A 19,911-nucleotide genomic window follows, 5' to 3' on the forward strand; every position below is an offset into this window, starting at 1 on the left:
AAATGGCTCTGAGCGTTTTTGTTGTTATACCATATCCTTCTCGATATTTTTCGAAAACATAAAGATGAACACAGCCGTAATCAGCAGAAGTGCGGTCATAATAGGGAACAGGTTCACTTGCTCATCCGCCGTCTGATAGAAGTTGAACAGAATTAAGGCAATTCCGTTCCCGATCGTACCCGCTTGCCCCCAAGCTGTCTGCATCTGGGTATCATAAGCGTCCGGCGACAATTTGGCTACAAGCGATGAACCGATTGGCCAGACCAAATTATCCGAGAACGTAAGGAACAGGTAGTAGAACACCATCCAGAGCAAGCTATACGGCGCCGAGTCCTTGAACAAAATAATAGGAATGGTCAGCAGGCCGTAGCCAAGGGCGGAGAAAAGGATACCCCAGCCGTACTTATAGGTTGTTCGGATATTCGTTGCACGGGTCTTGGTCCAGAGCCATACAAAAACAGGTGCCAGCGCTAACCCTAAAACAGTATATATGGTTCCCACCGATCCGGGAGCAACTTCAAATCCAAAAATATTGCGGTTGATTTTCTGATCTATAAAAATAGCCACCGTCGAGGTCAGCATGGTTCCGCACAGCGCCATCACGATTTGAGCCGAGAACAGCTTCAGGAAAGGCTTCATTCTTCTTCTGTCCATTGCCGTCAAGTCTTTCTTACTCATCAGATTGGTCAAGAAGACAATCGGAATAATAAAGGTCGCCGAAGTAATGATATTTAATACTCCCTGGAAGGACATTACTTTGTTCAGGACCAACACTACAATTGTGCCGATAAAAACTACCATGATGATCATAAACCGGGTGAATATTTTACCGAATTTCCCCTCTTCAAGCGGCTTGACCGGCTTCTCTCCCAAGGTGCCAAAATACTTGTGTTGCGTAATAAAAATAACGGCACCATACAGAAAAGCAGCAATGGCAGCGATCAGAAAGCCGATATGGTAGTTTTTCATACCAATTTGACCGACCAGCACCGGAGCCACAAGACCAGCAATATTATTTGCAATGCCATGAATGGTAAATGCAGCATCACGTCTGCCGTTATCGGATTTGCGGTACAATTGGCCTGTCAGTGAAGCGTTGCTCGCGCCCATAATTGGAAGCGCCATCAAAAATAAGGCGATGAGTGCAAAAATTCTTCCCTGGGTCAGCGAAAAAGCCGGAATGGCCAGAACCGCAAAAGCCGTCCCTTTTACCATGTTCCCTATAATCAAGGCTTTGCGCATCCCCAATACCCGGTCCGCCAGCCAGCTCCCCAAAATCCCGAAGATGGAATTGCATGCGGCCATCGCCGTTATCATGGATGCGGCCTGACCTTCTGTGAAGCCTAATCCTTTTGTATACGGAGTATAGAGATAGAAAATTAATATCGCATACAAAGCCCCCCAAGCAAAGGAGTTGAAAAAATTACCTGCTGCCAGTGCCCCTACCCCTCTTGGATGCCCCAAAAATTTTTTGTCGTCAAGCACTTCCTCTGGATTCATAGCGATTCCTTCTTTCGTCAGTATTTCTGTTCAAGTTTTCCCTTTAAAATATATCAGATAACCTTTTCTAAAACGGTAGCGAAAAGTTGGGATAGGTGGACATTTGTTACCTAGTACAGTCAGCTTATAAATCCGCCGTTCAGGGCTTGAAGGCGTCCTCAATGAACAGAAAACAAAAAGCAGCGAGTCTCCAATAAGACTCACTGCTTTTTGTTTTCTGGTTGAAGGTCAATACCCAACCGTAAACCGGTTGCGGCTGAAGTTCCCCTCTTCCAGTTCGTCCACAACAGCTACGGCAAAATCATCCACGCTGATGCTGCTGTCCCCGTTCTCATCCACCACCAGCCGGTCCAGGCCGATACGGAACTGTCCCGTCCGGCGGCCCGGGCGGATCGTGGCCGGCGGGCTGATGTACGTATAGTCGAGCGCAGAGCCGCTATAGATTTCATAGGCATGTCCATGAGCTTCCGCAAGCGGACGGAACTTCTCCGGGAATCCCGGCGAATCCATGAGCCATTCACCCGACTCCGTCTTTAGGCTTCCTGCACCGCCAACCACAAGCAGCCGCTGAAGACCGGCAGCCTGAAGACCCTCCAGCAGACTCTCAGCTGCACGCACCAGGTCATTCTCCCGCCCGGCAGCGGGGCCAAAGGCGCTGATCACCTCTTCATGTCCGCGCACTGCCTCCGCTACCGTCGCCGGGTCCAGAATATCGGCGGTGGCCACATGCAGGCGCTCATGCTCCAGCTCTAGAGAGGCCGGATTCCGGACCACGGCGGTAACCTCATGTTTTCTTTTTAACGCTTCTTGTACAATAGCTCTGCCAATCGTTCCTGTTGCCCCAAAAACCACAACATCCATATGCTGAATTCCTCCCTTTCTCCTGCTGTATATCCAAATGGTTACCTATATTAGCGCCGCAGGGACATCCCCTGCGAATCAGGCATGATGAACAGTACCTGCAGTCCTACTGCTATTCTGTTACCAATATATATGACCGCACCATGCCAAGCAAGAATGGCCTATCTCATACACAATGAATTGAAACATTATCCGTGGTGCGACGTACAATGACTCAGAGAACCTGTTCTTATAAGATCATATTATGATGTGGAAAGGTTTGGTGAAGTAATCATGACTCCAATAGGAAAACTGTTCAAATGGGGCACCTTTGCTTATGAGGCTTTTCTGGCACTGCCGTTGATCGGGGGCGCTTTTGTTGTCGCTAATGCCTGGGTGCCGCTGGGTGTTGCCTTTTTGCTGCATGCCGTAGCCGTAGTCCTGCTGTTGAAAGAGCGTGGCCCTTTTATCGGGAACGTGATCGGGGTGATCACCTCGGTTGTCGGCTTAATTCCTTTTGTCGGATGGATTATGCACGTTATTACGGCAATCATCCTGCTTGTTGAGGGGCTCTCCGCTTCACGGCGCACCCCGCGCTACTAATAAAAGGTCTATACCAGGCATATTGCAATCCAGGTCACTTATGAGGATCTGGATTCTTTTGCCTGGCTTGAACTTATTCCAATTCCCAAGGCTCCTCTCAGGAGCAGAGGCACAGTAAAAATGTTTCCCTTCCCGACCTTCAAGCGAGCCATAGACTTTCCGTTTTTTATACGCAGCATAGAAAAACTGGACCAAAGTCGGGCGGATTTTCAGACCTGGGGTTAGTGCTCATACAAGAATATCCAGTTATACTGGAAATAGATCGGTAAAGGGAAGGGAATAATACAATGAAAAAACAAAGCTTTATGAAATCCTGGAGTCTGCTTATGAAGTCTCTTCCAAAAGGAATCGTAGCATTTGTAATTGCAGTTACGGGAATATGCGTAAGTTTGCCTCTGATCATATTATGGATCGGGTTACCCTTGCTGGCAGCAACACTTGCTGCGTGCCGCAGAATGATGGTACAAGAAGAACTAGTGGTGGATCACTGGATTCGTGGAAATCATCAACAGCCTGAACATACAGGCGATCCAGCACCTCTGCGCATGGATGGCCCAAGGTCGTTATTCACACTTCTTAGTCAAGGAAAAACATACCGGGGACTTATCTACAGCGTAGCACAGCTCCCTATAGGGATCCTCGGTTTTACATTGGCTATCGTCCTGCCGGCTACAGCCTTTGGGATTTTACTGTCTCCATTAGCCTATTTGGTGAGTGACAGACTGTTCTCCTTTGATCTTTTCGCATCCGATACCACTTCGCTTTTCTTTCTTTACGACTTGTCATCGTTCGAGCGCTCCTGGATAGCCGCTGGCATTGGATTAGTGTTAACCTTATTGCTGCCGTTGATCTTTCGGAAACTTGGGCAGTTATACGCCGCATGGGTGCACACGGTATCCAGCACATAATACGTCTCCCTTTTTCAGAAAGAGCAAAGAGGCGGACAGCAAGAAAAAACGAAGATCTGTCTGAAAAAATCAGAATGGACCTTCGCTTTTTATTGATAAGTGCCTCTTGCGTTTACCATGACAAGACTTGCTTTTATCCTCGTCCCGCAGAACGGGAATCGGTCCGCCGGCTTCCGGCTTCTCCACTATAACGTGCATTTGCAGTACTGTTCTCAAAACGCTTGCGTTCTGTCCGCTCCATCTGTACAATTTGTCCTTCGTGTACCACAATGTGCAGGGACCCGAATTCCATATCATCCAAAAGCTCCGCAATCCGCGTAAGCCATACCTCATCCACTTTCAGCGGCTTAGCCATTCTCCAGCCTCCCTTTCCCCGGACAGGGGATTCTCCACCAATCCCGTCATAACCAACCTGTATACTATGTTTTAACTTAGCATGGAATCAAAAGGGCTGTCAATGTGCATTTTTGCGTGTAAGCCAGCTCTTTACGATCATCGTTACCAGAGCCAGCAACAGCAGCAGGGAGGCCACGGCGAAGGAAGCCGAAAACTGATACTCGTTATACAAAATTTCGACATGCAATGGCAGCGTGTTCGTCTCACCCCGAATATGCCCGGAGACAACGGATACCGCACCGAACTCCCCCATCGCCCGCGCGTTGCAGAGGATAATCCCGTACAGCAGGCCCCATTTAATATTCGGCAGGGTCACCCGCCAGAAAATCTGCCAGCCATGCGCCCCCAGTGTAATAGCCGCTTCTTCTTCCTGCGTGCCCTGGTCCTCCATTAGCGGAATCAGCTCGCGGGCCACAAATGGAAAGGTCACAAACAGTGTGGCCAGCACAATGCCGGGGAGGGCGAACACAATCTTAATGTCATGGGCGCTGAGCCAGGAACCGAACCAGCCGTTCGAGCCGAATACAAGCACAAAGATTAGCCCGCCAATAACCGGTGATACAGCAAAGGGCAAGTCAATCAGCGTAATCAGAAACCCTTTGCCGCGAAAACGGAACTTGGTCACCGTCCAGGCCGCCATCACCCCGAACAGTGTATTCAGCGGTACGGTAATCACAGCAACCAGCAGTGTCAGCCGGAGAGCGGAAGCGGCATCAGGATCAGTCAGCGCTGCCAGAAATACATCCCAGCCCCGCTTCAGTGCTTCAGTCAGCACCACAATCAGCGGCAGGGCAATCAGCCAGAACAGCACAAGTGCGGCCGCAGCGACCAGCACCCATTTCACGGCAGAGGACTCCGTCGTTGCGGGGGAGGCTGCGTTCCGGTGCGCCCTGGGGGCAGCCATAGGGACAGTACCAGCCATGATTTCACCTCCTGAAAGTTTTGTGAGCATACACTTCTTAGGTTTACTTCGTACAAAACTACTTCGAAAGCATAGGCTTGTTTTGTAAGCATAAACTTCTTTGAATCAGCTTCGACAAAACTGGCTTCGAAAGCCTCCTCACCGCGAAGTCTTGCGGACCCAGCGCTGCAGAGTGTTGATTACGAGCAGCATCAGAAAAGAAATCAGCAGAAGCAGCAGCGCTACTGCTGTTGCCCCCGCATAATCGAATTGCTCCAGCTTAGACATGATGAGCAGCGGTGCAATCTCTGTGCGCATCGGCATGTTGCCGGAGATGAACACCACGGAGCCATATTCCCCGATCCCCCGGGCAAACGCCAGCGCAAAGCCGGTAAGCAGCGGCGGGAACAGTTCCGGGAGCACGATGCTGCGGAAGGTCCGCCAGCGTCCCGCTCCCAGTGTTGCCGAAGCTTCCTCCATATCCCGGTCAAGGTCCTCCAGCACCGGCTGTACGGTGCGGACGACGAAGGGAATCCCGATGAACATCAGTGCGAGCGTGATCCCGAGCGGGGTAAATGCGATCCTTAGCCCCAGTGGTTCGAGCAGGGAGCCGATCCAGCCATTCTGTGAATACAGCGCCGTCAGGGAGACACCCGCTACAGCTGTCGGCAGTGCAAACGGCAGATCGATCAGGGCGTCAAAGATCCGTTTGCCCGGAAACTCATAGCGCACCAGCACCCAGGCCAGCAGCAGCCCCAGAAAAGCATCCGCCAAGGCTGCCGCTGCCGCAGTGCTCAAGCTGACCCGGAAAGAGGCCAGAACCCTCGGGTCCGTAGCGATATCCCAGAGTTTGCCCCAGCTGAGTCCCGTCGAATTGAACAGCAGCGCCGAAAGCGGCAGCAGTACGACGAGACTCAGATAGAGTACGCTGTATCCCATCGTAAGCCCGAAGCCCGGCAGCACCTTGCGCCGCGCCGCAGCTGTAGTGGTGACATTCATGACCTATTCATCCCTTTCCGCCTTCGGCGTGTAAGCCGATCAGCTTCCCTGCACAAGCCTTCTTGCCATAGCTCTTACCATTTCTTCTGTATTTCGGCCATCCCGGCTCTTATTTGGCTCCAGGCACATAGATCTTGTCAAAGATCCCACCGTCATTAAAATGCTTTTCCTGGGTTTCTTTCCATGTTCCGAATTTATCCGCCAGCGTGAACAGCTTAATCTCAGGGAATTTATCCTTGTATTCCTCTTTTACACTCTCAAGAGTCGGACGGTAGTAGTTCTCCGCAGCGATTTTTTGCCCCTCTTCGGTGTACAGATATTTCAGGTAGGCTTCCGCGACCTCACGCGTACCTCTTTTATCCACAACCTTGTCAACGACGGCAACCGGTGGTTCGGCCAGAATGCTCTCGGATGGGTTAACGATTTCGAATTTGTCCGGGCCCAGCTCCTTAATCGACAGGTAGGCTTCATTCTCCCAGGCAATCAGCACATCGCCGATTCCACGCTCTACAAAGGTCGTGGTTGACCCGCGCGCCCCGGTATCCAGCACAGGCACATGCTTGAACAGCTCCTGGACAAATTCCTGCGCCTTGACTTCATCATTATTGTTGTGATCAAGCGCGTAACCCCAGGCGGCAAGATAGTTCCAGCGGGCGCCGCCGGAAGTTTTCGGGTTCGGGGTAATGACCTCTACACCTTCTTTTAACAGATCCGGCCAGTCCTTAATGCCTTTGGGATTGCCTTTTCGTACAAGAAACACAATGGTCGAGGTGTATGGGGAGCTGTTATGTTCGAATTTGCTTTCCCAGCCGTCATTGATCAGCCCTTTACTCTTCAGTGCGTCAATATCATAGCCAAGGGCCAGGGTAACGACATCCGCTTCCAGGCCCTCCTGCACCGCCCGGCTCTGTGCGCCTGAACCGCCATGAGATTGTTTTACCGTAACCTTCTGGCCGGTTTCCTTCTCCCAATAGGCAGAGAATGCCTTGTTATAATTCTCGTACAACTCGCGTGTAGGATCGTAAGATACATTCAGCAGCTCTACCGGACCTTTCGCCGGTGCCTTGGTAGCTTCAGCCGCTCCTGCCACATTGCTTGCTGCTGGCGCATCTGTCTGGGCGGCCGCCCCGTTATTCGAATTATTGTTGCCGCAAGCGGTAAGACCTGCCGCCAATAGTAATGTGAAACCAGTGGTAAGTCCCTTCTTGATCCCTTTCTTCATCACAAGCCACTCCCCTGTCCTTTTCTCTTGGCCGCTCTTTATTTGTGACACCCCATGAAGTTCCGATAAGCCTGCTTGCCCCTTGCATTTCAGCAAAAATAGACGGAGGAAGGCCCGCGGATGGCAGGTCAAACCGGTCCTGTGGACACGTGTCTGCGAGCTACTGGCGGGCGTTCCTCCGTCTGTACGGTAAGAACTTTATTCAATTATTCCTACCCATTTAGTGGGTTATGAAAATATAATACTGAAACCTCAGCAGACTGTCAAACCTTTTTTTTCAAAATAGCGGAAAGTCGGTTTGCGGCGGTTCTACGGCAGCAAGTGGCGGCGGTTCCTGCAAGATCCACTTGTTATTGAAGCGGTAAAGTAATATTATTGCTACATCTTATAGGTCAAGGGAAAACGGCTTCACCGTCCTTTTAAGGGACGAAATCCGTTTCAGCGAGAAATAGAAGGATGATTTATAGCGTGAACCATATAGATCCTTATCTTTCAAAAAAACCGAAATTACCGCAATTACCGGGGGAGACAAACATGGGAATGAATCTGGAGTATGTGCCCGTACCTGTACCCGCACCCTCGCCGCAACGGCCGCGTCTGCACAGGCGAATTCTGGGAGGGATGGCAAGGCGCATCCTGGACACGTATCGTTACGATACACAGTTATGGAGGACGGCGCTGGCCGGTCCTTGGGTCATATGCTTTTTGATGTTTACAGCAGCTGTCCTGGGTATTCCTACCGGGCTCGGAAGCGCTGCCGATATTATGCTGGCGACCACCGCCGCGACCCTCGTTCTAGGATTTGCAGGAAATATTCTTGCTGTATTGCTGGCTCTGACAGGACTGCGCATCCCGCGCCTCTACGCGGGCTCTTTATTGAGCGCTTTGGGAACCGTCCTGCTAATCTTCTACTTTGCAGATTTGGAGCTAGAGGCAGCGGCAGCCGTGGCTGTAGTCGTTTCTCTCTTGGGAGGGCTGGGCGGTTTGGCTCTGGGACTCCTGCGCAGCCGGCGTTTCACCATGGGGCTAGTGCTGGCGGTCCTCTTGTTGGCTTCTCCACTCGCCCTCTCGATCGGGGGCACTGGTGAAGAGACGCCCGAGGTGACTGCTACTGCTGGAAGCCCGGCGCCCATCTCTGCCGAAAATCCGGGAGAGCCGGGGAACTATACCTACCACAGCTTCACCTATGCCAGCGGCCAGGATTTGCACCGTACCGAATATGGCAATGAAACGGAGCTTATATCGTCCAATGTGGATGCCTCTGCTTACATTAAAAGCTGGCCCAAACTGCGCACCTTATTCTGGGGCTTCGACTACAGTGCGCTTCCTGTAAATGCCCGGGTCTGGATGCCGGATGGAGATGGACCCTATCCGCTTGTGCTCATGGTGCACGGCAATCACATGATGGAGGATTACTCAGAGGGAGGCTACGCCTACTTGGGCGAGCAGCTCGCCAGCCGTGGATTCATCGCGGTTTCTCTGGATGAGAACTTTCTGAACTATTCCGCCTGGTCAGGGATTCCGGACAATGACTTCAAGGTGCGCACCTGGATGATTCTGAAACACCTGCAGCAGATTGGCGATTTCACGGAGCAGTCCGGCAACCCTTTCTATCACAAGGTGGACTATACCCGGACCGCCCTACTCGGACACAGCCGCGGCGGGCAAGCCGTCGCCATGGCCGCTGATGCCGGACGCTGGTTCAAGAACGATCCGGCTTATGCCACCACCCGCCGGTTCCACATTTCATCTGTCGTTGCGCTCGCGCCTACAGACAAGACGATTGATGATCAGCAAGCCCGCCTCGTGGATGTCAACTATCTGACCCTGCAGGGCGCACGCGACGGGGATGTACATGATTTCTACGGAGACCGGCAGTATATCCGTTCTTCCTTTACCGGGGCGGCCTCCTCGTTCAAAAGTTCACTGTATATCGCTGATGCTAATCACAGCCAGTTCAATACCAACTGGGGACTGTATGACCAGTCGCTTCCGGCAGGACTGCTCCTGGACCGTACAGAGATTATGAATGGTGAGGCCCAGCGGCAGATTGCCAAGGTGTACGTTACCGCCTTCCTAGAGACTACCCTGTATGGAGAGGAAGTCTACCAGAACCTGTTCCGCGATTACCGCAGCGGATTGCAGTGGCTTCCGGATACTGCATACTACAGCCGTTTCCAGAGCGGGGATTATATTCCCGTAGCCACCTTTGATGAAGACCGCAAAAAAGACACTGTCACCGGCGGAACCGCTGAAGCAGCGGGACTGACCTGGAGCGAGGAGGTCGCCAAGGACCGGGAGTCCAACAGTAAAGCCACCTATGCCCTTCTGCTGGAACATACGGCAAAGGACAGCAAAGCGGCCTCTTACAGCATCAAGCTGAAGGACAGCTTGGCTGGAAGGCTTGCCGAATCTGGAGCGGTGGGGCTGACGTTCTCCTTGGCTAACCGCAATGCCGATATTGGAGATGCTGAGGATAGGCCGGAAACGGCGGCCTCCCCCCATGTGGAAGTCGAGCTGACGGACAGTAATGGTGTATCCGCCCGCCTTCCGGTGAATGAGTTCATGGACATTCTGCCTTTGCCCAAGACCCGGTTCACGATCCTTCCCTGGTTTGAAGAGCGGATGAGCGACGGTAAATACGGTGATCTCTCGGAAGCGGTGTTTCAGACCTACGAGCTGCCTTTTGCACGTTTCCTCGAAGAGGAGCCTGGGTTTAAACCGGATAAACTGAGCGAAATCACCTTTCATCTGCAAAGGGCTGGCGACAGGATTATGCTGGATGATATCGGATTCTATAATAAAGGAAATACAATGGAAGGCTCCAAGCAAACCGCAATTATACAATAAGCAGAAAGTTGTTATACGAGTGGAATCGGCTACATTTATAAAAAGTGCCTCCTATCTGCCGGCAGCAAGCCGCATAGGAGGCACTTCTAGGTTACAGCTGCTTCAGGCAGACCGGTGACGGAATTTCCAGCTCATTGCCGGTAGGAATCAGTCTTCCGGTATCCCCGTCAATTCTAAACGAAACGATATTGTCGTCGTTCTGATTCGCCGAGAGCAGCATGCCGCCAATAATGGCGAAATTGCGTGGTGTCCGGCCCCCGGAAGTCACCCAATCCTGCGGCTCCAGCAAGCCAGTGGCTGCGTCGATATAGAACATAGCGATGCTATCATGCCCGCGGTTGGAAGCATACAGGAAACGGCCGCACGGTGATACATGGATGTCCGCAGCTGTGTCGTCGCTGCCAGCGGCATAATGCTCCGGCAAAGAGCTTACGTTCTGCAGAATCTTCAGATTAGCAGACGTTTCATCGTTAGCGAATACAGTAATTGTACTGTTCAGCTCATTAATCAGGTATAACCATTGTCCCGAAGGATGTCCGGCCAGATGACGGGGGCCCGAGCCTGGCGGAAGTGGAACTTCTCTGTGAGTGACCAGCTTGCCATCCTCCACGCGGTAGAACACAATCTGATCCAGCCCCAGATCACAGACCAGCACATGACTCCCAGTCCGGTCAGGAATGACCGAATGGGGATGCGGCGCTTCCTGCCGGTCTTCCCTTATACCCGATCCCTCATGCTTAACTTGGGCGGACATCTCCAGAAGCGAGCCATCGGCATTCACCGGAAAGACGTTGACGTTGCCTCCAGAATAGTTGGAGACAAATATGTAATCCTCTTGCGGGGAGATTGATACATAGCATGGAGCGCCTCCATCCGTTGGCCTGCTTCCCAGCAGGCGAAGCGCTCTGCTTCCGGGCTCAATCGCAAACGCATAGACCTCTCCCTCATCCTTCTCACTTACAGCATATAGTACCGTTCCTGAACGGTTCACTGCCAAATATGAGGGATTCTCAATGCCCTTGGTGCTGTTCAGTGCCCTCATTTCTCCGGTATCCTTGTTCAAAGCCCCCAGTATAATTGCGTCACGATCTGCGCTGTTGTAGGTTCCTGCATAGAATAGAACTTCATTATGCTGTTGCATGGAAGCGTCTCCTTTTATTGTATATAGTTACGTAGTTAGTCTTACTTCTTATATACCCTTTTCCTATACCCTATACCCGGGGAATACACCTGTGGTTCCCGGTCTTTTTTCACTATAACATGTTTATGTACCCAATAGCTCACCCGGTTTAAACAGCCTGTTTCAGGACATAATGAAGTACTAGTTATTAGGATACCTACAATATTTGACAATGGTTTAAACGTCCGTCATGAGGTTAATAGTAACCATCGAAGATAACAAAAATCCAAAGGAGCTGAAGCATAATGAGTTTATTATGGATGTTGATAGTTGGTGGCGTAATTGGTTGGTTGGCCGGCCTGATTATGGGCAGAGATATTCCGGGCGGTGTTATCGGTAACATAGTCGCCGGTATTCTCGGTTCTTGGCTCGGCGGAATGCTGCTGGGAAGCTGGGGACCTAAGGTCAGTGATTTCTACGTCTTCCCTTCGCTAATCGGTGCAATCGTCCTGATCTTTATCGTCAGCCTGATTCTCCGTTCGGTCGGTGGACGCAGCCGTTCTTAAGGCTTCGCAGGACTGCAAGTAGAAACGGATGTGCTGTCCTCTAAGGGACGTAACCGTTTCAGTGAGAAACCCGCCAAGGTCCCTCTTGGCGGGTTTCTTGCGGCTTACACCGTTGCCCGGCGGGCAGGAATTGCTGGATTACCGCCAAGAAGCGTTCAATGTTTTGCCTTCTTTTTTCTGCTATAATGGAAAAATAAGTGACACAAATCACAGAGAGGAAAGTGAATCATGGGCAATATCAACCCTTCACTTCTGCATGTCGGCTCCACTGTGGGGGCTCTATTCATGGCACTGATGGTTATTTTCATCCGCCTGAAGGCTAGCTCGCGTCCCGTGACGATCCGCAAAATATGGATTCCGCCGCTCGGCATGTCCACAGGCTTTGCCATGTTTGTTGTACCTGAAGTCAGATTCCCCTGGTGGTGGGCGGCAGCGGCGTTTCTGATCGGCTGGTTCATATTTGCCTATCCGCTGATTCGCAGCACCAAGTTTGAAGAACGGGAAGGCCAGATTTTTGCCCGGCGTTCCAAAAGCTTCGCCTTCATTCTGCTCGGATTGCTGCTGATCCGCACCTTGCTGCATGAATTCATTAATCAATATGTATCCATTCCGCAGTCAGGCGGACTTTTCTTCATCCTGGCCTTCGGCATGATCCTCCACTGGAGATTCTTCATGTATAAACGTTATAACCAGATGGCTCCGCCGGAAACCCGCATCCCGCAGCCCCGGGGTTAATACCTATTCATAAAAAATAAGGAGCATTCGGAGCTTGGCGGGCTCAGGAATGCTTCTTTATGTCTTTCTGCCCATCTGTTGCACAAGACCGCTGTTCCCAAAATAATTCAACGGTTCCCTGTCAACTAACATTCCCTCTTTCCGCTAGTTGCATATAATATCAGTAGACCGCCCAGACTTTTCTAACTTCCCATGTCATTTGTGACAGAATATGAACGGAGCGGGCACCTTTTTCCGCTTCTGATGTCAGGTAACTTGCGATGAGATCAGTTAGAATATAAGCAGATATCATTTTAGAGAGTGGGGACAAGGCAATTGAAAAGTAAATCAAGAAAAGTGGCGATCGTCGGCTCAGGGATGGTCGGCTCCAGCTGTGCCTATTCCATGGTCAATCAGGCAATATGCGATGAGATTATGATGATTGACCGCACGTATGACCGCGCCATGGCACAAGCGCTTGATCTCTCGCACTGCATGGATTTCACCGGAACCCGCACCAAGGTATATGCCGGCACCTCCAGCGATTGCGCCGGAATGGACGTTGTCATTCTGACAGCAGGCGCCAATCCCAAGCCGGGACAGAGCAGACTGGATGTTCTTGATGCTGCTGCTGTGATCACCAAGGAAATTATTACGGAAATTATGGCCGGCGGTTTCGATGGTATCTTCGTGGTTGCTGCTAATCCTGTTGATATTGTCACCTATATGGTATGGAAAATATCCGGACTGCCGCGCCACAGAATTATTGGCACCGGAACCTCTATCGACTCTTCGCGCCTGAAGACGCTACTGTCGGAGGTATTCACCATCGATCCCCGCAGTGTCAATGGCTATGCGCTGGGCGAACATGGTGAATCCCAATTCGTGGCCTGGTCCCACGTAACGATCGGCGGCAAACCGATTCTCCAGATTATGGAGCAGCACCGCGAGCGGTTCAGCTCCCTGGATCTGGAAGACATCGCCCGCAAGACTAAGGATGCCGGCTGGGAGATCTTCACGCGCAAGGGCTCGACGCATTTTGGCATCGGCAGTGCGCTGGCCTATATCACCCGCTCCATCCTGAATGATGAGCATAAAATCATTGCCGTCTCCGCCATATTGGACGGAGAATACGGCCAAACCGGTGTATGCGCCGGAGCACCGGCGATTATCGGCAGCGGCGGTATACAGGAGCTGCTCGAGCTGAACCTGAGCCCGGAGGAATCCATGAAGCTTGAGGCTTCCTGCAATATTATCCGGCGTGGCATAGAGAGCCTGCACTTGGAGGAAAGAGTGTAACATACTCTCTGTAAAGTGAAACACCCCTCGCTTCTACACACTGATGTGTGCGGAAGCGAGGGGTGTTTTTACGCAACCTTAACGGAATTTCTCAATCTCGCCTTTTAGCTCGGACATCATCTCATTCAGGGATTGCGCTGAGCTTACGACCTTTTTCATAAGTTCCATTTGCTCTTCAGAAGCATGGGATACCGCCCGGGCATTTTCCGCCGAATCCTTGGCAATGCTCAGCATATCGGAGACCGAAGCCGTAATCTCCTCCGTCCCGGCAGACATTTGCTCATTGATGGCGGAGACATCCTGGATCTGTGTGGATACCTCCCGTATGGAGGAACGGATGTGCTCAAAGGATACACCCACATTTTTCATTTTGCCCATACCATCGCCAATTTCAGTTATGCTCTTCTCCATGGACAATGCAGCATCGGTGGTAGAGGCTTGAATCTGCTTGATTAGCTCCACGATATTTATAATGGAGGTGTTGGTCCGCTCAGACAGCTTCTTGACTTCATTCGCCACGACACCGAAGCCCCGTCCATGCTCGCCTGCACGGGCAGCTTCAATTGAAGCGTTGAGCGACAGGAGTCCGGTCTGATTCGCGATTTCAGAGATGACATCGACAATTTGTCCGATCTGCTCAGATTGCTGGGTCAGCGTTTGGATGAGCTCAGAGGTTTGACCGGCTGTTGTGGTAATGACCGTCATTTGCGCCAGCGTGGATTGAATCTCCAGATAACCGTTTTCGACCTCTGCACTCACGGTTTCTGCCTGATCGGACACGCTTACGGAGGATTCCGCGATTCTCTGCAGACCGACAGCCATTTCTTCGGTAGCGCGCGCCGATTGCTCCGATCCTTTGAACTGCTCCTCCATGCCGTGTGCAACCTCTTGGATTACAGTAGCAATTTCAGCCGAGGTATTGGAGGACTGGTTGGCGTATTCCAGCAGCCCTTCGGCAGCGGCAGCTACCTGCAGCACCGTGGAATCAATGGTTCCGACAATCCCTGACAGCGAAGTGACCGTATCATTGATACTCTCGCTCATTTGCCCGATCTCATCCCCCGAACGGACAGCAACCCTTTCACTCAGATGGCCGCCGGCCACTCTTTTCATTACACCGGAGATCGCTACCAGCGGCTTAACCGCCATACGCGTAAGATATAAAGAAATCACAATCACAAGCAGAATGATGCAAATGATTAATATTGTGGCTAAGCGCTGAGCAGAATTCACCTGGGCAAAAATCTCGCTTTTCGGCACATTGATCATCAGCTTCCAATCCGTACCCGGAATGGTCTTGAAATATGTAATGACAGTTTTACCGTCTTCACCTGTATAGGTTTCCGAACCGCTCTCGCGGCTGAGAATGGCGGTGACAGCCTTCTTCATCTCCGGATTCTTGGCATAATCGGCAATGTTTTTTCCAATCCGGCTCATGTCGGAATACGCATAATAATCCCCCTTGCCGGAGACTACATAGCCGTAGCCGCTCTCAGCCACATGGATGCTTTTGCTCATCTCTTTCAGGATATCGGGTGTAACCGAAAACGCAATCCCTCCGGTAAATTGCTTCTGCTTATCCACTATAGGTACGACGAGCGGAATGATGTATTTTTTGAGCGGCTCCAGGTACGACATATCACCTACTGCCGGTGTAAGAGACTCCTTGGATTTTACGAAATAGGCTGATTTCGCCATATCGGCCGTCAGCTTCATCGTATTGGTCAGCAGGCCCTCTTTGTTAATGACACTGTACCCCTCGGACTGGGTGTCACTCTCCTCAAGCACTTTCACTACCGGAAAAATACTCTCCGGCTTCGCTGTATCAAACTCCGGATGCTGCACGATAAGCTCCTGTACAGCCGAGGTCCGGCCTTTCAGCCATTCATCGATCCGCGAGGTGTTCATCTCCAGGATTTTTGTAGCCAGTTCCTCGCTGTCCGACCGGGTCACACCACCGAAATACTGTATTAAAAAGATTGTTGTCCCCAGCAATGGCACGATGGAAATGGCAAGAATCACAAGCGACCATTTGGTTTGTACGGATGCTGATTTTCTTCCCTTTGCTTTCATTTTCATTTTTTCCGGTACATCTGTCTTATCCACCATAGTTCCCCCCAGCAAAACTGATAATGATCTTCCATATGCTGTAAATCTATAGTGTTATATCGGCAATAACAGACAAAAAATATTAGTCCCCCTACAAAAAATAAGCCTCAAGACCCACAATCTGGGATCTGGAGTGCTTATTTTTTTCATATTATTTATTTGCTTGGTGCAATAGAGAATGGATTATACCGCTTTGGGGGCCTGCAGGGCCCGTACACTGTTCAGAACCGCAAGCACGGTCACCCCCACATCCGAGAAGACGGCTTCCCACATCGTGGCGATCCCGAATGTGCCAAGCAGCAGGAATATAGCCTTCACCGCAAGGGCAAAAATAATATTCTGCCAGACAATGGTCCGCGTACGCTTGGCAATGCTGATCGCTGTAGCAATCTTTGAAGGCTCGTCAGTCATTATTACGATATCTGCCGCTTCAATCGCCGCATCCGACCCCAGTCCGCCCATGGCGATGCCGACATCCGCTCTGGCCAGTACCGGTGTATCATTAATTCCATCGCCCACAAAAATTATTTTTTCCCGCTGTGACTTTTCCCGCTCCAGCTTCTCAATAGCCTCCACCTTGTGCTGAGGCAGCAGCTCAGCGTGAATCTCCCCTATACCCAGCTGCTGTCCAACTGCTTCTGCAACTGCCAAGGCATCCCCTGTGAGCATCACGGTTCTGTGAATCCCGAGCCGTCCAAGGGCCTGAACCGCCTGAAGCGAATCCTCTTTCACTTCATCGGCAATTACCAAATAACCCGCATACTGCTTATCTACGGCGATATGGACCACTGTTCCGTGCGCTTCCGGCGTCCGGCTGACAATGCCTTCACGCTCCATCAGCCGTGCATTACCCGCCAGTACCGCCCTTCCCTCTACCGTAACGGCAATACCATGACCCGATATTTCGTTGTAGTCCGCTATGGCCTCACCGGGAATCTCTTCACCGTAAGCTGCCCGGATGGATTCCGCAATCGGATGGCTGGAGTGGCTCTCGGCATAGGCAGCGGTCCGCAGCAGATCATTCTCCTTAAATCCCTCGGTAGGGTAAATCCCCGTCACCTTGAACTCACCTTTGGTGAGCGTTCCCGTCTTATCAAAGACAACAACCTTAACATCGTTCAAGGCCTCCAGGAAATTGCTGCCCTTGACGAGAATGCCGCTTTTGGAAGCTGCGCCAATGCCACCGAAGAAGCCGAGCGGTATCGAGACGACCAGCGCGCAAGGGCAGGAGATGACGAGAAACACGAGTGCCCGGTAAATCCAATCCGAGAAGGTGGCCCCGCTCAGCACGAGCGGAGGGATTACAGCCAGCAGCAGCGCCGTAATAACCACTACTGGAGTATAGCCTCTGGCAAACTTGGTGATGAAATTCTCGGTTTTTGCCTTATTGTTGGAGGCATTCTGTACCAGCTCCAGAATCTTGGAGACCGCCGATTCCCCAAAGTCCTTCGTGACCTCTATCGTAACTACACCATTGCGGTTAATGAAACCGCTCAAGACCTTGCTGCCCGGTTCAGCAGCGCGCGGTACCGATTCACCGGTCAGTGCTGAGGTATCCATCATGGCGCTGCCCTCAAGGATAGTTCCATCGAGCGGAACCTTCTCGCCCGGTTTGACCACAATATGGTCGCCGATATTCACTTCTTCCGGCGCAACACGTCTTAGACTACCGCCTTCCTTCAAATATGCGAATTCTGGACGGATATCCATCAGTGCTGAAATCGAGCGGCGGGAACGATTGACAGCCAGGCCCTGGAAGAGCTCGCCTACCTGATAGAACAGCATAACGGCAACGCCTTCCGGGTATTCTCCAATCGCGAATGCCCCTATCGTCGCCAGCGCCATCAGGAAGTTCTCGTCGAAGACCTGACCCCGGATGATGTTGCGGGCAGCGGACCAGACCACTTCGCCTCCAACAATCAGATAAGCAGCCAGATAAATCAGCAGCTCCGTCATTCCGCTGACCGGCAGGAACATTCCGGCAGCTGCAAGAACGGCTCCGGCTCCCAGACGAAGCAGGATGCGCCGGGTGTCGCCTTCGCCATGTTCATGGCTATGGCCATGGGCATCGCCGTGCTCATGGGCTTCATGGCTATGGTCGTGAGTACCGCCGTGACTGTGGGCAGCCACATGATCATCGGCTTTATGATTGTGGCCCTGCACATCATCTTGGCCATGGGCTTCATGACTATGTCCATGAGCAGCTGCAGATTGATGAGTGTGGGCGTGGCTAATCCCCTCCTGCTCCGGACTGCTGCCTGTCTGCGGTTGTCTGCGAACGCCTGCCGCCTTCAATTCCTTAATCTTCACGTGAGGCTCGAGTGTGTTTACCGTACGCCGAGCTTCGGCTGATACGGCTTCAGCATCGGCCGCTGCAGTTTCCAGCGTCATCAGCTTCATGGTAAAATTCACTGAGCAAGACGCGACTCCCTCAATTTTTTTGACCTTATTTTCAATTTTCATGGCGCAATTCGCACAATCCAGCCCTTCCAGCATCCACTGTTTTCTTACATTTCCTTGGATCGCATTCAAATGACTCATCTCCTTGGTAAAACCTATATATGAGTATCTGTTCATATGTTTACTTACACACATTATATGCCCCTCAATCTTGGAGTGTCAATGCAAAGTGCATAGTTTCTCCTTTTGGGTACAAGAATAGCCCTGGCAGAAAGAAATAAGCAGCTTCTGGCTACAAAGCCTGATGATTATCTCTTGTAATCTGCTTTCATCCGAGATATTATCAATATATGAGCAATCATTCATATGTTTCACAGAAAGGGGTCATTTTATGAATAACCACAATCATCCGGGTCATTCCCATGAACATCAACCGCGTCACCAAGAGCACGGGCATGTACATAATGAAGGGCATGGGCACAACCATTCCGGCCACTCCCACTCCCACGCGCCAGATAACAAAAAGGGCCTATTAATCGCTCTGATCATTACCGGAGGTATTATGTTCCTCGAGTTTTTCGGAGGACTGGTCACAGGCAGTCTTGCTCTGCTCTCCGATTCCGGGCATATGCTGAGCGACACCGCCTCTCTGGCCTTAAGCCTTGTAGCGATGATTATTGCCGTTAGACCGCCCTCATTGAAGAATTCTTACGGCTTCTACCGGTTCGAAATTATGGCTGCATTATTCAACGGAGTGACACTGTTTGTCATTGCCGGATTTATTATATGGGAGGCTTGGCAGCGGTTTTTCGCACCGCCGGTGGTGGCAAGCGGCACTATGATGATTATCGCAGCTGTAGGGCTCCTGGCCAATCTGATCAGCGCCTGGTCCCTCATGCGCAAGAGCGACACCAAAGAAAACATCAATATCCGTAGCGCCTATCTGCATATTATGGGCGATGCCCTTGGCTCTGTGGGCGCACTGCTTGCCGGATTAATTATGAATCTGTTCTCGTGGTATGTCGCCGACCCCATCATCAGCGTACTGGTGGCCCTGCTTATCCTTAGAGGAGCATGGGGTGTTCTGAAGCAGGCCTTTCATATCTTAATGGAGGGAACACCGGCTGCCATTAACACGGAGGAGATCAAAGAGGCTTTGCTCCACATCGACGGCGTCATCGGCGTCCATGACCTGCATGTCTGGACCATCACTTCCGGGCTTGATGCGCTCAGCGGGCATCTACTGATCAGGGATCATGCCGACCCTCATAGCATTCTTCAGCAGGCCATTGATCTTGTGGAGGACCAATTCGCGATTCAGCACGCCACACTGCAGATCGAGAATGCCTCCCTGAAACACAGGGAACTAAAAGTGTAACTGAGAAAAAAGGGTGCTCCGCAGCCATTTTGAACTGCACCCCGTCAAGTAGACAGCGTAAATAATAAAAGATCCTTAAGCGGCCTTAGTCCTGAATTCAATGGGA

Annotated in this window: 16 protein-coding genes; 7 read left to right on the top strand and 9 right to left on the bottom strand. The window is 51.4% G+C overall.

Annotated features, from left to right (window positions below):
- Positions 1-24 precede the first annotated feature (24 nt).
- Entirely contained in the window at positions 25-1,500 is a 1,476-nt protein-coding gene (locus tag ACTJKB_RS25065; RefSeq protein ID WP_440837055.1) for a peptide MFS transporter, read from the bottom strand.
- 228 nt (positions 1,501-1,728) lie between these two features.
- Entirely contained in the window at positions 1,729-2,361 is a 633-nt protein-coding gene (locus ACTJKB_RS25070) for an NAD(P)-dependent oxidoreductase (RefSeq protein ID WP_440837056.1), read from the bottom strand.
- A gap of 273 nt (positions 2,362-2,634) precedes the next feature.
- Between ACTJKB_RS25070 and ACTJKB_RS25075 the strand changes: the two genes are divergently transcribed.
- Entirely contained in the window at positions 2,635-2,943 is a 309-nt protein-coding gene (locus tag ACTJKB_RS25075; RefSeq protein WP_440837057.1) for a hypothetical protein, read from the top strand.
- 287 nt (positions 2,944-3,230) lie between these two features.
- Entirely contained in the window at positions 3,231-3,851 is a 621-nt protein-coding gene (locus ACTJKB_RS25080; RefSeq protein ID WP_440837058.1) for a sensor domain-containing protein, read from the top strand.
- 133 nt (positions 3,852-3,984) lie between these two features.
- Here the strand turns inward: ACTJKB_RS25080 and ACTJKB_RS25085 are convergent, their stop codons facing one another.
- From ACTJKB_RS25085 to ACTJKB_RS25100, 4 genes are all read right to left on the bottom strand, one after another.
- Positions 3,985-4,206 (bottom strand): YezD family protein, encoded by a 222-nt coding sequence (locus ACTJKB_RS25085; RefSeq protein WP_074086690.1) that lies wholly within the window; start codon positions 4,204-4,206, stop codon positions 3,985-3,987.
- Between the two features lie 99 nt (positions 4,207-4,305).
- The gene (gene cysW / locus ACTJKB_RS25090; protein WP_440837059.1) at positions 4,306-5,169 is read right to left on the bottom strand and encodes a sulfate ABC transporter permease subunit CysW; all 864 of its coding nucleotides are present in this window, start codon (positions 5,167-5,169) and stop codon (positions 4,306-4,308) included.
- 138 nt (positions 5,170-5,307) lie between these two features.
- Positions 5,308-6,147 carry a sulfate ABC transporter permease subunit CysT gene (cysT, locus tag ACTJKB_RS25095; protein ID WP_440837060.1) on the bottom strand — a complete coding sequence of 280 codons (840 nt, stop codon included), beginning with the start codon at positions 6,145-6,147 and terminating at the stop codon, positions 5,308-5,310.
- A gap of 109 nt (positions 6,148-6,256) precedes the next feature.
- Positions 6,257-7,369 carry a sulfate ABC transporter substrate-binding protein gene (locus ACTJKB_RS25100; RefSeq protein WP_440837061.1) on the bottom strand — a complete coding sequence of 371 codons (1,113 nt, stop codon included), beginning with the start codon at positions 7,367-7,369 and terminating at the stop codon, positions 6,257-6,259.
- A 534-nt stretch (positions 7,370-7,903) separates the two neighbouring features.
- On the opposite strand from ACTJKB_RS25100, the gene ACTJKB_RS25105 reads away from it, so the two are divergent.
- The gene (locus tag ACTJKB_RS25105) at positions 7,904-10,219 is read left to right on the top strand and encodes an alpha/beta hydrolase family protein (RefSeq protein WP_440837062.1); all 2,316 of its coding nucleotides are present in this window, start codon (positions 7,904-7,906) and stop codon (positions 10,217-10,219) included.
- A 91-nt stretch (positions 10,220-10,310) separates the two neighbouring features.
- On the opposite strand, the gene ACTJKB_RS25110 is transcribed toward ACTJKB_RS25105, so the two are convergent.
- Positions 10,311-11,360 (bottom strand): lactonase family protein, encoded by a 1,050-nt coding sequence (locus ACTJKB_RS25110; RefSeq protein WP_440837063.1) that lies wholly within the window; start codon positions 11,358-11,360, stop codon positions 10,311-10,313.
- 284 nt (positions 11,361-11,644) lie between these two features.
- On the opposite strand from ACTJKB_RS25110, the gene ACTJKB_RS25115 reads away from it, so the two are divergent.
- From ACTJKB_RS25115 to ACTJKB_RS25125, 3 genes are all read left to right on the top strand, one after another.
- Complete coding sequence (locus ACTJKB_RS25115) at positions 11,645-11,905, top strand: GlsB/YeaQ/YmgE family stress response membrane protein (protein WP_440837064.1); 261 nt, start codon at positions 11,645-11,647, stop codon at positions 11,903-11,905.
- Positions 11,906-12,133: 228 nt separating this feature from the next.
- Positions 12,134-12,640: a CcdC family protein gene (locus ACTJKB_RS25120; protein WP_440837065.1), complete on the top strand. Its 507-nt coding sequence runs from the start codon at positions 12,134-12,136 to the stop codon at positions 12,638-12,640.
- A gap of 315 nt (positions 12,641-12,955) precedes the next feature.
- Entirely contained in the window at positions 12,956-13,918 is a 963-nt protein-coding gene (locus ACTJKB_RS25125; RefSeq protein WP_440837066.1) for an L-lactate dehydrogenase, read from the top strand.
- Between the two features lie 78 nt (positions 13,919-13,996).
- Here the strand turns inward: ACTJKB_RS25125 and ACTJKB_RS25130 are convergent, their stop codons facing one another.
- Both ACTJKB_RS25130 and ACTJKB_RS25135 read right to left on the bottom strand, forming a co-directional pair.
- Entirely contained in the window at positions 13,997-16,024 is a 2,028-nt protein-coding gene (locus ACTJKB_RS25130; RefSeq protein ID WP_440837067.1) for a methyl-accepting chemotaxis protein, read from the bottom strand.
- A gap of 186 nt (positions 16,025-16,210) precedes the next feature.
- Entirely contained in the window at positions 16,211-18,559 is a 2,349-nt protein-coding gene (locus ACTJKB_RS25135; protein WP_440837068.1) for a heavy metal translocating P-type ATPase, read from the bottom strand.
- A gap of 259 nt (positions 18,560-18,818) precedes the next feature.
- On the opposite strand from ACTJKB_RS25135, the gene ACTJKB_RS25140 reads away from it, so the two are divergent.
- Positions 18,819-19,805, top strand: a complete 987-nt coding sequence (locus tag ACTJKB_RS25140; RefSeq protein WP_440837069.1) for a cation diffusion facilitator family transporter — start codon at positions 18,819-18,821, stop codon at positions 19,803-19,805.
- Positions 19,806-19,911 lie beyond the last annotated feature (106 nt).

Origin of the sequence: Paenibacillus sp. 22594, assembly GCF_052044425.1 — a bacterium.
Classification (GTDB): domain Bacteria; phylum Bacillota; class Bacilli; order Paenibacillales; family Paenibacillaceae; genus Paenibacillus_AQ.

What these genes read in the sequence shown, in the direction of transcription:
- ACTJKB_RS25065 (WP_440837055.1), bottom strand. Translation starts at nt 1,500, where the DNA reads ATGAATCCAGAGGAAGTGCTTGACGACAAAAAATTTTTGGGGCATCCA.
- ACTJKB_RS25070 (WP_440837056.1), bottom strand. Translation starts at nt 2,361, where the DNA reads ATGGATGTTGTGGTTTTTGGGGCAACAGGAACGATTGGCAGAGCTATT.
- ACTJKB_RS25075 (WP_440837057.1), top strand. Translation starts at nt 2,635, where the DNA reads ATGACTCCAATAGGAAAACTGTTCAAATGGGGCACCTTTGCTTATGAG.
- ACTJKB_RS25080 (WP_440837058.1), top strand. Translation starts at nt 3,231, where the DNA reads ATGAAAAAACAAAGCTTTATGAAATCCTGGAGTCTGCTTATGAAGTCT.
- ACTJKB_RS25085 (WP_074086690.1), bottom strand. Translation starts at nt 4,206, where the DNA reads ATGGCTAAGCCGCTGAAAGTGGATGAGGTATGGCTTACGCGGATTGCG.
- cysW (WP_440837059.1), bottom strand. Translation starts at nt 5,169, where the DNA reads ATGGCTGGTACTGTCCCTATGGCTGCCCCCAGGGCGCACCGGAACGCA.
- cysT (WP_440837060.1), bottom strand. Translation starts at nt 6,147, where the DNA reads ATGAATGTCACCACTACAGCTGCGGCGCGGCGCAAGGTGCTGCCGGGC.
- ACTJKB_RS25100 (WP_440837061.1), bottom strand. Translation starts at nt 7,369, where the DNA reads ATGAAGAAAGGGATCAAGAAGGGACTTACCACTGGTTTCACATTACTA.
- ACTJKB_RS25105 (WP_440837062.1), top strand. Translation starts at nt 7,904, where the DNA reads ATGGGAATGAATCTGGAGTATGTGCCCGTACCTGTACCCGCACCCTCG.
- ACTJKB_RS25110 (WP_440837063.1), bottom strand. Translation starts at nt 11,360, where the DNA reads ATGCAACAGCATAATGAAGTTCTATTCTATGCAGGAACCTACAACAGC.
- ACTJKB_RS25115 (WP_440837064.1), top strand. Translation starts at nt 11,645, where the DNA reads ATGAGTTTATTATGGATGTTGATAGTTGGTGGCGTAATTGGTTGGTTG.
- ACTJKB_RS25120 (WP_440837065.1), top strand. Translation starts at nt 12,134, where the DNA reads ATGGGCAATATCAACCCTTCACTTCTGCATGTCGGCTCCACTGTGGGG.
- ACTJKB_RS25140 (WP_440837069.1), top strand. Translation starts at nt 18,819, where the DNA reads ATGAATAACCACAATCATCCGGGTCATTCCCATGAACATCAACCGCGT.